Source organism: Nannocystis pusilla (assembly GCF_026626665.1).
Classification (GTDB): Bacteria; Myxococcota_A; Polyangia; order Nannocystales; family Nannocystaceae; genus Nannocystis; species Nannocystis pusilla.
Genome location: NZ_JAPNKE010000002.1, coordinates 7,434,670 through 7,447,522, shown reverse-complemented (window position 1 = coordinate 7,447,522; position 12,853 = coordinate 7,434,670). Strand labels below are relative to the sequence as shown.

Below are 12,853 nucleotides of genomic sequence, written 5' to 3'. Positions count from 1 at the left end.
GTGACGCGTCGAACTCGGGGCGCTGTCGATGGCTTCGCCGACGCGTTCGCGCGTCCGTACGACCGAGTGCGGGCTCCCAGATGTGCTGACTCTGTCTTAAAAGACAGGTAACGCGTCGGACTCGAGGCGCTGTCGATGGCTTCGCCGACGACGCATTTGCGCGCCCGTACGACCGAGTCCGGGCTCCCAGGCGAGCTGATGCTGTCCGGAAAGACAGGTGATGTATCTGGCTCGGGGCGCTGACGATCGCTTCGCCGACGATGTGTTCGCCCGTCGCCACGGCCGAGTCCGCTTCGAGACGTCGGACGAGCGAGTTGCCCGACCGCGCGGAACATGGTGTGCTAACGGGTCCATGAGCAACGAATCTCAGTTCATCGCCGCTGCGCTCGATCAGCAGACCAAGCTTCTTCAGCAGATCGCGGCCGATCTCGCCGCCATCCGAAAGGCCGTCGAGCGCTCCGAGTCCCCGGCCGCGGGGGCGCAGCAAGGCGGATTGACGGTCCTCGAGCCGGGTAGCTCGACGCCCAGCCCCGAGCCGGAGGCTCGTGCGGGGGGCCAGAAGGTCGGGGTCGCCCTCGAGCTCGAGCAGTAGCCCGGAAGGCGCGACGCGCGAGAGGCCAGCCGGTGCAGCGTCCGGCTCGAGCTGTCTGAAAGGACAGATAGCAATGGCCGGGGCCGCCCGACTTCGAAAATGACTGTTCGAGAGGACGGGCGCCGCGCAGGCGGGGGCGCGGATCCGTCACGTCGGGCCGGTCGCGCCTTCCCTCGCGGGACACGCCCGGGCGTGGGCGGCGCGCGGCTCATGGCTGGCGCGGTGTCATGCTCGAGGTCCGTGCGCGTGCCCGTGCGAGCCCTGGCCGCGGCGGCCGTGCTGACGGCCGGGGACGCGCGCGGCGGCGCCGGTGCGGGTCGAGTTCCACTTCCAGCCGGTGCCCGAGGCGCAGATGGCGATCTGGCTCGAAGACCAGGCGGGCCGGCACGTGGCCGACGTGCTGGTCACCCAGGCCACGGGGAAGTTGGGGATCGCCAACCGGCCGGGCCACTGGAATTTCTTGTCGAGCTGGCGCGCGCCGTACGGTCCGCGCGTCTCGGTGCTGCCGGTCTGGGCCCACCGGCGCGGCAAGACCTACCCGCGCATCGTGTTCTACGACGACCCCGACCAGGACTCGCTCGGCTGGCACGAGAACACCAGCAGCGCCGAGAACTACTTCTGCCGCCCGCTCGAGGAGTGGGAGCAGGAGACGGTCGCGGTCGACACCAAGACCTGCCCGTCGCCCAAGTCTTTTAAAACGGACAAGGGGGCGTTCGCGGCGACGGGGACGACCAGCGTGTATCCGCCGCGCAACGACCTGCTCCACCGCGACGACCTCGACTCGGAGGACGTGGGTGTGTTCGCGGCGCTCAACGACCTCGACGCCGTGACCGCGGCGACGCCGAGCGGCGAGGCGCCCGAGTTCGTGGTGATGGTGCTGAGCCCGGAGGTGCTGGCGCACGGCCCGTTGACCGCGTTCGTCGAGATCAACCGCGAGCACGACGAGAACAGCCACTGGGACTTCGACCGCGAGACCGATCACTTCGTCGACCCGCGGCTGGCTCGCTACGGCATCGAGTACCTCGGCCAGCCGTCGGTGGTGTACCGCGTCGAGTTCGACCCGCTGCGGCGCGGGTTCCACGGCAGCGCCGAGTACGCCGGCTACGGCGACTGGGACGGCGCCACAGGCACGCTGCACCCGCCGGACGGTACGATCAGCGAGTCCGACGGCAGCGGCGCCGATCGGCTGCGGGTGGTGACGCTCAACGGCGATACGTTCCGCTGGGGCGTGTTTTCGTACGGCGACGGTCACGACCCCGACCCGGGCGACGGCTGGGGGCACCACTGCGCGCCGCGGGTGCTGGCGCCGGTGACGGGCCTGGCGGCGCGGTCGGTGGCCTTCGACGAGGTCGAGCTGAGCTTTGAAATCCCGCGCAGGGCGACACGGCGTTCGAACTGGCCGACGTGCGGGTGTACCAGATCTCCGGCGACCAGCCGCTCACGCCGGACATGCTCGGCTCGGCCCAGGAGATCCCCGTGGCCCTCGATTCGCTGGCGCCGCCGGGCCAGCGCAGCACCGTGACGGTGCGCGAGCTGTGGGGCGACTACACGTATCAGTTCGGGGTGGTCTACACCGACGGCTGCGCGCAGCGCAGCGCGTTGGCGTCGCTCGGCTTCACGACCGAGCCGCAGCGGTTCCAGACGGTCGAGGGCTTCTGCTTCCTCGCCACCGCGGCTTACGGAGCTTCCTGGACGGCCCAGGTGGCAGCCCTGCGAGCCTTCCGCGACTTCTTTAAAAGAGTCGGCGACGGGGGTGGACCTGATCCGCTTCTACTACGGCCATAGCCCGCCGCTGGCGGCGGCGGTCGCCCGCGAGCCGCTGCTCGGGGGCTGGCCCGCGTGGTGCTGCAGCCGTTCGCCGACGCCGGGGCGGTGGTGACGTGGGCGAAGACCCGCGGGCCGGCCGGCCCGGACCGCTGAGGACGGGCGCGCCGGGCGGGCGAGCCGACCGCGGGCCTGGCGGCCCGGACCGCTGAGGACCGCCAGGCCGGGTGGTCGGGGCCGGCGGCGGTGGTGGGCGAGTCGGGCTCATCCGGTGCGGCAGCGAGGGGCTGGCCCGGGGTCGAGTGGGGTCGGGGCCGCCGACGTGGGCGAGCCGGGTTCACCCGGGCCGGGCAGCGCCAGGGGCTGGTGCGGGGTCGAGCGAGCGGGGCAGCCGAGGGTGGGCCAGCCGGGCTCACCCGGGCCGGGCAGCGCCAGGGGCTGGTGCGGGGTCGAGCGAGCGGGGCAGCCGAGGGGTGAGCCAGCCGGGCTCGTCCGGCCCGGGCGGCAGGCGACGCGAGGGCTTCGTGCGGCCATGCGGAAGGGTTCGTGGTCGATTCCGCGCCCTGTCAGCGGCGCGGCGCTTCGAGCGCCGCCGCCTCTGCTCTTCGCTGCGAGAGCTCGCCCAGGGCGCGACGGCGGTGGATTTGCGGTCGTTTCGGGGCCGCCGGCGGCGGACCGAAGCGCGGGTTTGCCGGGCGAGCGATCGATGATTCGTCCCGAGTTCTGTTTGTGGACCGATCGTCGAAAATATTTCGAATTCGATCACGAGCGATCAAAGGGCCATTTTACGCTCGGAACTGCCCCTGGTGGGCGGACCCCTCGGACGGGGTTCAGACGGCCGGTGCTCGAGAAAGGGGCGTGGGAGCCGCGAGGGTAGCCGGGCACCTCAAGGGCGCCGGAAAGGCGGTTTGCTGCCATTCAGGGGGCCGGGCGGGCTCGCCTGGGCCTCTGTCGACCCGGCCTCCGGCCTTTCGGCTCGCGCGACTCGCTTCCCGACCGGAGAGATTTTCGACCCGCGGTCGAAAAATCACCCGCTCGGCTGCGAGGCCGCCTGGATCGCCGCGAGCCGGCGCAGCAGGTCGGGCTGGACGCCCAGCGCCGCGCAGCGGGTCTGGAGGGGCTCCAGACGCCAGCGGTGCGGCTCGACGGTGGCGCGCGGGTGCCGGCGGTGGCCCTTGATCAGCAGGTTCTTCGGGGTGTGCTCGCCGCCGACGAACTCGAGCACCGTCACCTCGTAGCCGCACGCCTCGAGGGCGGCGACCCGGAGACTGTCGGTCAGGACATCGGCGTAGGCGCGCCGCAGCAGGCCGTGGTCGACCATCGCCGTCAGCGGCTGCGCCGCGGCCGGCGCGCGAGCCGCTGCGCGGCCAGCTCGGCCTGGCAGCACGGCACGCTGAGCAGGGCAGGCACGCCGAGCTCGATCGCCAGGGCGATCGCCTCGTCGGTCGCCGTGTCGCAGGCGTGCAGCGCGAGCACAAGGTCGGGCACGCCCCCGAGCCGCGTCGGAGCGGTCCGCGCCGCGCCGGCGATGTCGGCCTGCGCGAACGACAAGCCGACCACCGGGCGTCCTTCGGCGCCGTCGGCGAGGACCGCGGCATCGCGCTCGGTCGCTTCCTGTACGGTCGCCTCCTCGGGCGCCGCGAGGCCGAGGGCGCGGGCCCGGTCGATGCTGCGGGCGACCACGTCGGCGCGCACGTCGACGCCGTGCAGTCGCAGCGGCACGTCGCGCAGGCGCAGGACCTCGGCCAGCACGAAGCTCAGGTAGGCGTTGCCGCACGCGAGGTCGAGCGCGCGCACCGGCGCCGCCGGGCTGATGGGGCGCGTGGCAGCCAGGCGATCGATCACCGGCTCGCACAGCGTCGCCAGGTGGCAGATCTGCTTGTACTTGCGGGCATGCGTCGCCGAGATGCTGCCGTCGGCGTTCATGATCCCGATCTCGCGCAGCAGCGCGGCGCTGGTGTCGGGCCGCAGCGCGCGCTCCTTGCCGCCCATGACCTTGAGCGCGGTGTCTTCGTCGAGGGTGCGCGTGGTGGCGCGGCCGTGACGCGCGTCGACCTGCACGCGCCGACGCGCGTCGAGCACGAGGGTCTGCTTCCACAAGCCGGCCCCGGCGGCCTCGGCGGCGGCGGCGAGCAGCGCGTCGACCTGCGCCGCGCTCGGCGCGACGCCGATGCCCGGCCCGGCCAGCACGCGCTCCGCCCGCGCGCTGCCGTCGTCGGTCTGCGGCGCGGCGAACACCGCTCGCTCCCATCCGTGCGCGAGGTGAGGCTTGAGCGCCCGCTGCAGCCGCTGAAGCTTGCCTTTGTCGAGCAAGAGGCGGACAGGGGTAGCAAAGACGTGTACGCGACGCCAGGCTCCCGCGGCGCGCCGGACCGCGAGTTTGCGCCCCGGAGATCGCTTCGCCGTCACGTGTGGTGATGGCGTACGAGGGGTGCTCCGCGCCACGTCGGGGCGTTCGCCGGCGATCTCCTGCATCACGAAAAGGAGGCGAAGGCACGGCGAGGACCGCGGTCCACGCGGCCGCGATCGCCGTGGCGATCTCTCGCGTCGGCGTCCATGGAAGCTCGGCCGCATCGACGATGTCCGCCAGGAGCGCCGACGAGGTGCCTGGTCGTCCTCGCAGACACGAACGGGCGGCGAGCTCTCGCGTCGGCGTCCATGGAAGCTCGGCCGCATTGACGATGTCCGCCAGGGGCGCGGACGAGGTGCCTGGTCGTCCTCGCAGACACGAGCGGGCAGCGATCTCCCGCCTGCGTCCATGGACGCTCGGCCGCATCATCGACGCTCGCCGGGAGCGTGGCGCAGCGTCCCCTTAAAAGAGAGAAAGCGTACCGATGGGGCGCCAGGGGCGTGCCAGCGGCGCGCGGCGGCGAGTTGCGGGCCCCGCGAGCCTGGGGCATCGTGCGCGCCGTGAACAGCCCGCACGCCCTGCTGCTCGAGAACATCCACACCACAGCGCACGAGGAGTTCGCCCGGCGCGGCGTCGTCGTCCACGCGGTGCCCGGGGCGCTGGGCGAGGCGCAGCTGATCGAGGCGTTGCGGGCCCTGCCGCAGGACGGCCCGCTGATCCTCGGGATCCGCAGCAAGACGCGGGTGCCGGCGGGGGTGTTCGCGGCGGTGCCGCAGCTCGAGGCGGTCGGCGCTTTTTGTATCGGCACCGACCAGATCGATCTGTCCGCCGCGCAGGCCAGCGGGGTCGGGGTGTTCAACGCGCCGTTCAGCAACACCCGCTCGGTCGCCGAGCTGGTGCTCGGCGAGGTGATCATGCTGGCGCGCCAGACCTTCGCCCGCAGCGCGGCCTGCCACCGCGGCCTGTGGCACAAGAGCGCCGAGGGCAGCCACGAGGTCCGCGGCAAGACGCTCGGGATCGTCGGCTACGGCCACATCGGCAGCCAGCTCAGCGTGCTCGCCGAGTCGCTGGGCATGAAGGTCCGCTACTACGACATTCTTTCCGTGCCGCTGGGCAACGCCCAGCCGTGCGTCAGCCTGATCGAGCTGCTGTCGCTCAGCGACTTCGTCAGCTTGCACGTGCCGGACACCGAGCACACGCGCGGCATGATCGGCGGCGACGAGATCGCGGCGATGCGGCGCGGGGCGGCGCTGATCAACGCCTCGCGGGGCGGCGTGGTCGACATCGACGCGCTGCGCGACGCGCTGGTCGCCGGTCACCTCGGCGGGGCGGCGATCGACGTGTTCCCCAGCGAGCCCGCGCGCGTCGGCGACGTGTTCGACAGCCCGCTGCGCGGCCTCGACAGCGTGATCTTGACGCCACACATCGGCGGCTCGACCGAGGAGGCGCAGGCCAGCATCGGCCGCGAGGTCGCCGTCTCGCTGTCGCACTACCTGGACTCCGGTGCCACCCTCGGCGGCGTCACCCTGCCGTTGCTCGACGCCGGTCCGGTGCGCTCCGGCAGCCGGATCGTCAACATCCACCGCAACGTCCCGGGCGTGCTCTCGAAGATCAACCGCGTGCTCGGCGACTCGCAGGTCAACATCACCGGCCAGAGCCTGGCGACGGTCGCCTCGATCGGCCTGCTGCTGGTCGACGTCCCGCTGGGCCACGGCGACCCGCAGCTCCACGAATTGGTGCAGGCGATCGCCGCCTTGCCGGTCAGCCTGCGCACCCGCGTGGCGCGGCAGAGCGCGGCCTGACCCGCGACGCGTCACTTCGACTATGCGGGGGTGTAAGACAAGCGCCTCCGCGCCGGCTCGATGTCTCTTTCTTTTTAAAAGAACTGCTGCCGACGGGAGCCGCTCGTCGCGGTTGTCTGCGCGTCACGGAACGACGAGGCGGTCGGCGTTCCGGGTGCCGAGGTCCGCGCCAGTCGCGGGAGTCCGCGAGCCGCCGCGAGACTGAGCGCGCCGATGGCCGCACGCGGGCGCGAGAGCTCGAGCGCGGCAGGCCCCGGTGGGAGCGTCGAAGACCCTGCCGGGTCCGGTGGGTCCAGTCCTCGCCGCCGAGCGGGTGGCGGCAATCGGCGCGCGCCCACGTCGCCACCGGCACCGGCCGGGGACGAGTCGGCGCGCTGCACGGCGTGCGGTGGCTCGGGACTCGGCCTCGGCGAGGCTCGAGCGCCGGCGGTCTCCGTCGGGTGCCGCAGGAACACCGTGCCGCGGCGCGTCGCGGGGCCTCGTCGTGGCACCGACCCGCGACGGCGACGGCGAGTCGGCCGGGCCTGCAGGGCCGGGGCGCCGCTCGAATTTGCGGAGCGCCGGGCTCGGCCGGCCTGTGGGGTCGGCGGTGGACCTGTCCCAACGAGCAGACCGGCCGACAGCGCGAAAATACTCGCACGCGCTGACGGCTCGCGGGCGCGGGCCGAGGTGATACGCTCACCGGCGATGCGTACGACCCTGATCGTGGCCGGTCTCCTCGGCCTCTCGCTGGCTCCCGCCGCTTGCAAGAAGAACAGCGATTCCAACGCCCCCTCGGGCGAATGCGGCGGAATGTGCGGCCGCGGCACCCGCTGCGACGGCAAGGCGTGCGTCGTCGATTACTCGCAGGACATCTGTACCTCGCAGGCGGTGGTGGAGGAAGAGGTGCCGATGCGCCCGCCGATCACCTCGTGGGGCGAATGCACGCTCGACCGCAACCAGCTGCCGAAGAAGTTCGTCCCGGTCGACGACAAGTCGATCCCCCAGTACGACCCCAACCGCACCCGCACGCTCGACTGGAGCGCCGGCGACGAGCAGCTCAACGAGCCAGTCCTCAACGCCAACATGCGCGAGGTCGAGTACGCGATCAACGAGTGCCTGGCGGTGGCCGCCTGTTACAACGGCGGCAGCCTCAAGGGCGGGCGGATCGATCTCATCATCAGCCTGGTCGGAAAGACAGGTCGCGCCGACGCGGTGTCGGTGACCGCGGGGCCCGACCTGCAGGTGTTCGGCATCGTCCCGTGCGTGCGCAAGGCGATCGCCAACCACCAGTTCCCGACCTACAACGGCCCGCCGATGACGGTGAAGTACAACATCGAGATCGGCGAATAGCGCGAGCGGCGTCGCCGAAACGGTGCGAGCGGCGGCGTCGGCGCGAGCGGCGTCGCCGACACGGTGCGAGCGGCCGGCTCGGCGACGGTGTCGCCGGGCCGGTGCGCGTCAGGCGACGCGAGGGCTCAGCGGTCGAGGTGGGCGCGGAGGAACCACCCGTGCTTCTCGAACTCGCTGATGATCGCGGTGAGCATGTCGACGCTGTCGACGTCGCCCTGCTGGTCGGCGACCTTGCGGCCCTCCTGCAGGCCGGTCAGATAGGTCTCGATGCGCTCGGCGAGCAGGCGCACGTGCTCGAGGTCGCGGGTGGTGTCCTGCGGGTACTCGGGCAGGCGCGAGGTCTTGGCGACATGGCGGGCGGTGCCGTGGATCTGCGCCCCGAGGGTCACCGCGCGCTCGGCCACCGTGTCGTTGTGGTTGGCGAGGCTGACGGCGAAGGTCTCGAACAGCGGGTGCAGCGAGGCGAAGTGCATGCCCTTGATGTTCCAGTGGGCGACCTTGATCTGGCTGTGCAGGTCGAGGCCATCGGCCAGCACCCCCTGGAGGGCGGTGGCGATCTTCTGACGTGCTTCTTGGGGCAGGTGGCTCGGGCTGGCGTACATCGTGTCGAATCCTGGTTGAGCGGGCGGAACTATGGGCGCGGTCCTGGACGCGCGCCAGTGGGCGAGAGCCCCCAAATCTCACCGGCGAGGCTCCCATGAACGAGCCAGTCCCGTGAAACGGCCACGCGTCGGTGAATCGGTCGGGGGCCCCGAACCTCGCATGGCGAGACGCAAGAGCGAGGCGACCGACACCGTGGCTCGCAGCCGAGCCTGCCGCGCTAGGTGCGCATGGACTTTCGGACATGCCTGAAGGGGCATGTCACCCGTCGAGGGCTCGGCGGCGGTGAGCCAGTCTGCTACCGGCTTGCCAGCCGAGGCTCCCTCCGGTGGCGTGCGGAGGACGGCGCGACGACGAGGCGGGCGTCCGCCGAGCTCGTGATGCTCGGGGCTCCCGCCGGGCGGCGGGCGGAGGACGTGGCGCGACGGCGTGGGCTCTCCGCCGAGCTCGTCATGCGCGGGGCTCCCCGTCGGGGGCGGGCGGAGGACGTGGCGCGACGAGGCGAGCGCTCCGCCGAGCTCGTAAGCGACAACGATGCTGAGCTCCGGCGATCACCCGTCGATGCGCGGGGCTCTCCACGGGCGGCGGGCGGAGGACGGCGCGCGACGAGGCGAGCGCTCCGCCGAGCACGTAAGCTCCGGTGATCACCCGTCGATGTGCGGGGCTCCCCACGGGCGGCGGGCAGAGGACGTCGCGCGACGAGGCGAGCGCTCCGCCGAGCTCGTAAGCGACAACGACGTTGAGCTCCGGTGAACAACCGTCGATGCGCGGGGCTCCCAGGGCGCAGGCCAGCGCGCTGGGCCTGTACGACAGGGCGGCCGAACCGCCGGGCGCGTGGCCGATGGCGCCGATGATGCCGACGACCGCCAGGCGAGGCGCCAGGCTCACCTCCCGACCGGTCGTGTTGCGAGCCGACCGGCGATCGATCGAGCTCGAAGGCGCCGGCGAGGGAGCGCCTTCCCACCATTCCCAGCGAGCGCGCCTTCCCGCCATTCCCAGCGAGCGCGCCGCGGCGGTCGGGGCGGCCGCGCCCTGCGTGGGTGCGCGGCGGGTTTGGCGATTCGAGCTGCGGAGCATTCAATGTCTTTCGGGACAGGTCGTCTCGGCGGGCCGGCCGAGCGGCGCGCTGCTCGTCGCGCCGGCGCGACCGACGAGTTGTGACTCAATCATCAGTGTCGTGATAGACGCGACCTGTACGATGAAATGCTATATGTATATTTCCAGAGGGCCTCCCGCGGGCGTCGGCCACTCGTAGGTGCGCGGAGCCCTCCGCGGGCCGCCGCGACCGCGCCGCACCGTCAATGATGATAGGCGCTTGGGCGGCCGATCCTGCGGCCCCGATATTGCCCGACTCGAATCCGTCGGTATGTGCAATGTAGGAGCGCGGCGGGCGACGGCGATATTCGCCTACGAAGGCCGCCAAACCGCCGCAGACGCCGCCGCCGCCGCGCTTCTGCCCGATCCTGGCGAAGCCGTGAATTTCCGGTGATGCGCCGGCGCACGCCCGCGTTTACGCCGATTCCGGCCGCGGTCGAGTATGCGATCCGCCACAACTCGACATTGCCCACGTTCTGGGTGGGCTGAATATTCCCACACAGCGCGACCGGGGGAATCATCCCACGCCGCGCCCGAGAGAAGAGAAGAAAGGAAACTCCCCAATGTTTCGTAATATCCTGATGGTTTGTCCCGTCCTGGTCGTGGCGTCCCTCGTGGCCGGTCCGACGATGGCGAGCCCGCTCACCGCTCAGCCGGAGCAGGCGAATGGTGGTCAGTGGGGTCAGATCGGTCCCGACGATCGCCCGGACCAGGGCCTGTGGGAGCAGGGCATCGGCGGCGCCGACGTGCTCCTCAACGCCTGCGTGCAGACCCAGATCTTCGTCGGCACGGGCAGCGACAATCGCTCGTACGACTGCGACACGCTGACCGGCGCGGCCTGCCTCGCGCAATGCGCCGACGAGCTCGAGGACCGGGCGGCGACCTGCAGCAGCCAGTGTGAGGACGGCGGGGCGCTGTTCTGTGCGCCCAGCGACCTCGTGGCGCGGTGGGGCGGCCTGAGCCCCTGGCCCGGCTTCGGGCCCGGGTGGGGCTTCGGTCCCGGGTGGGGTCCCGGGTGGGGCTTCAACCCGATCGACCGGCCCGAGCCCGTCGACATCGACGAGCAGGTCGTGTTCATCGACACCCAGACCTGCCTCCAGCTCGATCTCAACGGGGTGTGAGGGCCTGATTCGCGCTCCGGTCGCCGGCGCCGCCGCGCCGGTCCGTGAGCCTCGCATCTGCCCGCAAAGCAGGGGGACCGGCGATTCATCGCCCGAATGATCCGCGTCCGCGCCGAATCCGGACGGCGCGCGCGGTCGTCGCAATCCGCGGTCGTCTCCATCGTCCGTCGGCCCTGGCCGTCCTGGGAGGGGTGCCTCAGGGCCGCGGACGAGGGAGACCGCCGCCAGCATGGTTCGCAGGTCGGTCGGCGGTCACGCCGGCGCCTCGCGGGCCGTTGAAGCCGTGGTTGCCGCGAGTACGGCACCATTTCAGCGAATCGACGGTGTGCTCGCGCGAGCAGGACGCAGGGGCGGGGCTGGCGGGCACCGGCTCGGCGGGGCTCAGTGCTGCCGGAGAGTCGGTGGGTGAAGATTCGATGATGACGCGTCGCGCTCCCGAGACCTCCGCTTGTAGGCGGGCCGGTCGCTCAGCGGTGGCTCGCGCCGAGATAGGGTGTCGCGAATGTCGCGGCGAATGCGATGTGCGCCGTGAAAATCCCTCCGCTGGCGTGGGCGGCCCGGTCGCCCAGCGGGCGGGGCGCTCGCTCAGCGGGTGGCTCGCGGCCGAGACAGGTTGCCGCGAACTTCGCAGCGAATGCGATGTGCGCCGTAATCTCCTCCGCTGGCGGGCGGCCCGGTCGCCTGGGGGGCTCGCGCGGCCGAGATTCTTTTAGAAGAAGAGCATCCCTGTGATGGAGAGAGACTGGCGGGGCGAACGCGTCGCGGCTGGGCGGCCCGATCGCACCCGCCGATCTTGTCGCGAACGAGAGGAGATCCATGCTTCGCAAGATCCTGATGCTCTGCCCCGTCCTCGCGTTCGCGCTGCCGCTCGTCGCGGACGGCCCGGCGCTGGCGCGGCCTCTCGCTCCCCGCCCAGCGGGCGGAGTGGTGCAGGGGCGGTGACGACTGCGACGACTTCGGTGACGACCTGCTGCTCGCGGCGTGCGTGCAGACCCAGATCTTCGTCCAGACCGGTGAGGATGACCGCGCTTACGAGTGCGACGCCTTGACCGGCCCGACCTGTCTCGCCAGCTGCGCCGGCGAGGGCGGCGACTTGTGCCGCAGCCAGTGCGACGGCGACGGCGCCCTGTTCTGCGCGCCAGCGATCTGAAGACGCGCTGGGGCGGGTGGAACGACGACGATGACGACGACGACCACGACAACGACCAGGACGACCTCGTGTTCATCAACACCGAGACGTGCCTGGAGCTCAATCTGAACGATCCATGAGCGCGCGCCGGGGCCCGAGCGGACCTGCTGCGTTTGGCGCGGTCGCGCCGGCCGGGGGACGCAACCGATCGCGGCGTCGAGCGGCGAAGAAGGGGCGCAAGGCGAGATGCCCGGCCGCGGCGGCCGTCCTCCGCGTCCATCGGAGGTTTCTTTAAAAGAAAGAGAGAATGATGGGTCGCCGGAATCGAAGGGTCGTCTCCGCCGCCTGTCTCTCCTGGCCGTCTGGGAGGGTGCGTCAGGGGGAACAGGCGGCGGAGACGCTCGTGGACGCCCCGCCGGGCGTGGCCCGCGTCGCCGAGAGTTCGACGCGGGCCGATTCGCATGAGGGGTTCGCCGCTCCCGCATGCGAGGTGTCAGATGCGAGCTCGCCGGCGTGTGGGCCGGAGAGGTCGTGGGTCGACGCGGGAAGGCCTGCATCCGACACCTCCCTGCTATGAGGGGGTGACCCGGCCATGCAAGGGACGATCGCCGCGAGGCGAGCTGGAGCGCGTGCCTCTGCCAGGCGCCGTGAGTGCTGCCAATCGGGCGGCGCAGCCGGCTCCGAGGCGTGAAACGGCGCTGCGGGACGAGCCTGCATTGTGCGGGCGCCATAGGCGTCGGGGCGAGCTCGAATCGCTGCGGCGGCGAATGCTCCGCGGCGTGGCAGGCTCCGGCGATAAAGACGCTGATGATTCGTCGGGCCGGAGGCGCGGACTGCGTCGGTGCGGGCTCGAATCGACACGGCGGCGGATGTCTTCGCGGCGTGGCCGGCTCCGGCGATAAAGACGCTGATGATCCGTCGGGCCGGAGGCGCGGCCGGCGTCGCCGCAGCTGATCGCGGCGGCTGCGAATGTCTTCGCGGCATGGCCGGCTCCGGCGATGGAGACGCTGATGATCCGTCGGGCCGGAGGCGCGGCCGGCGTCGCCGCAGCTGATCGCGGCGGCTGCG

13 protein-coding genes are annotated in these 12,853 nt (G+C 71.6%); 10 read left to right on the top strand and 3 right to left on the bottom strand.

Annotated elements, in window-relative coordinates; translation table 11 throughout:
* The first annotated feature begins 352 nt into the window (after nucleotides 1-352).
* The 4 genes from OV079_RS32755 (at nucleotide 353) to OV079_RS32740 (ending at nucleotide 2,471) form a co-directional block, all read left to right on the top strand.
* On the top strand, nucleotides 353-592 hold the full coding sequence (locus OV079_RS32755) for a hypothetical protein (RefSeq protein WP_267773132.1): 240 nt from the start codon (nucleotides 353-355) through the stop codon (nucleotides 590-592).
* A 310-nt stretch (nucleotides 593-902) separates the two neighbouring features.
* Complete coding sequence (locus tag OV079_RS32750; protein ID WP_267773130.1) at nucleotides 903-2,114, top strand: hypothetical protein; 1,212 nt, start codon at nucleotides 903-905, stop codon at nucleotides 2,112-2,114.
* Nucleotides 2,069-2,377 (top strand): hypothetical protein, encoded by a 309-nt coding sequence (locus OV079_RS32745; RefSeq protein ID WP_267773129.1) that lies wholly within the window; start codon nucleotides 2,069-2,071, stop codon nucleotides 2,375-2,377. The genes OV079_RS32750 and OV079_RS32745 overlap by 46 nt, the downstream gene beginning before the upstream one ends.
* Nucleotides 2,346-2,471, top strand: coding sequence for a hypothetical protein (locus tag OV079_RS32740; protein ID WP_267773127.1), 126 nt, complete (start codon nucleotides 2,346-2,348; stop codon nucleotides 2,469-2,471). Before OV079_RS32745 ends, OV079_RS32740 begins: the two co-directional genes overlap by 32 nt.
* 912 nt (nucleotides 2,472-3,383) lie before the next feature.
* On the opposite strand, the gene OV079_RS32735 is transcribed toward OV079_RS32740, so the two are convergent.
* Together OV079_RS32735 and OV079_RS32730 are read right to left on the bottom strand one after the other, a co-directional pair.
* Nucleotides 3,384-3,677, bottom strand: coding sequence for a hypothetical protein (locus tag OV079_RS32735; protein ID WP_267773126.1), 294 nt, complete (start codon nucleotides 3,675-3,677; stop codon nucleotides 3,384-3,386).
* Nucleotides 3,678-3,682: 5 nt separating this feature from the next.
* The gene (locus tag OV079_RS32730; RefSeq protein ID WP_267773125.1) at nucleotides 3,683-4,669 is read right to left on the bottom strand and encodes a class I SAM-dependent methyltransferase; all 987 of its coding nucleotides are present in this window, start codon (nucleotides 4,667-4,669) and stop codon (nucleotides 3,683-3,685) included.
* A gap of 597 nt (nucleotides 4,670-5,266) precedes the next feature.
* Between OV079_RS32730 and serA the strand changes: the two genes are divergently transcribed.
* Nucleotides 5,267-6,508: a phosphoglycerate dehydrogenase gene (gene serA / locus OV079_RS32725; protein ID WP_267773123.1), complete on the top strand. Its 1,242-nt coding sequence runs from the start codon at nucleotides 5,267-5,269 to the stop codon at nucleotides 6,506-6,508.
* A 687-nt stretch (nucleotides 6,509-7,195) separates the two neighbouring features.
* Complete coding sequence (locus tag OV079_RS32720; RefSeq protein ID WP_267773122.1) at nucleotides 7,196-7,840, top strand: hypothetical protein; 645 nt, start codon at nucleotides 7,196-7,198, stop codon at nucleotides 7,838-7,840.
* Nucleotides 7,841-7,965: 125 nt separating this feature from the next.
* Here the strand turns inward: OV079_RS32720 and dps are convergent, their stop codons facing one another.
* Nucleotides 7,966-8,442 (bottom strand): DNA starvation/stationary phase protection protein Dps, encoded by a 477-nt coding sequence (gene dps, locus OV079_RS32715; RefSeq protein WP_267773121.1) that lies wholly within the window; start codon nucleotides 8,440-8,442, stop codon nucleotides 7,966-7,968.
* Between the two features lie 1,656 nt (nucleotides 8,443-10,098).
* On the opposite strand from dps, the gene OV079_RS32710 reads away from it, so the two are divergent.
* The 4 genes from OV079_RS32710 (at nucleotide 10,099) to OV079_RS32695 (ending at nucleotide 11,925) form a co-directional block, all read left to right on the top strand.
* Nucleotides 10,099-10,656 carry a hypothetical protein gene (locus OV079_RS32710; protein WP_267773120.1) on the top strand — a complete coding sequence of 186 codons (558 nt, stop codon included), beginning with the start codon at nucleotides 10,099-10,101 and terminating at the stop codon, nucleotides 10,654-10,656.
* Between the two features lie 816 nt (nucleotides 10,657-11,472).
* Nucleotides 11,473-11,598 (top strand): hypothetical protein, encoded by a 126-nt coding sequence (locus OV079_RS32705; RefSeq protein WP_267773119.1) that lies wholly within the window; start codon nucleotides 11,473-11,475, stop codon nucleotides 11,596-11,598.
* A gap of 43 nt (nucleotides 11,599-11,641) precedes the next feature.
* The gene (locus tag OV079_RS32700) at nucleotides 11,642-11,806 is read left to right on the top strand and encodes a hypothetical protein (protein ID WP_267773118.1); all 165 of its coding nucleotides are present in this window, start codon (nucleotides 11,642-11,644) and stop codon (nucleotides 11,804-11,806) included.
* Nucleotides 11,752-11,925, top strand: coding sequence for a hypothetical protein (locus OV079_RS32695; RefSeq protein WP_267773117.1), 174 nt, complete (start codon nucleotides 11,752-11,754; stop codon nucleotides 11,923-11,925). The genes OV079_RS32700 and OV079_RS32695 overlap by 55 nt, the downstream gene beginning before the upstream one ends.
* Nucleotides 11,926-12,853: the final 928 nt, after the last annotated feature.

What these genes read in the sequence shown, in the direction of transcription:
- OV079_RS32755 (WP_267773132.1), top strand. Translation starts at nt 353, where the DNA reads ATGAGCAACGAATCTCAGTTCATCGCCGCTGCGCTCGATCAGCAGACC.
- OV079_RS32735 (WP_267773126.1), bottom strand. Translation starts at nt 3,677, where the DNA reads ATGGTCGACCACGGCCTGCTGCGGCGCGCCTACGCCGATGTCCTGACC.
- OV079_RS32720 (WP_267773122.1), top strand. Translation starts at nt 7,196, where the DNA reads ATGCGTACGACCCTGATCGTGGCCGGTCTCCTCGGCCTCTCGCTGGCT.
- dps (WP_267773121.1), bottom strand. Translation starts at nt 8,442, where the DNA reads ATGTACGCCAGCCCGAGCCACCTGCCCCAAGAAGCACGTCAGAAGATC.
- OV079_RS32710 (WP_267773120.1), top strand. Translation starts at nt 10,099, where the DNA reads ATGTTTCGTAATATCCTGATGGTTTGTCCCGTCCTGGTCGTGGCGTCC.
- OV079_RS32705 (WP_267773119.1), top strand. Translation starts at nt 11,473, where the DNA reads ATGCTTCGCAAGATCCTGATGCTCTGCCCCGTCCTCGCGTTCGCGCTG.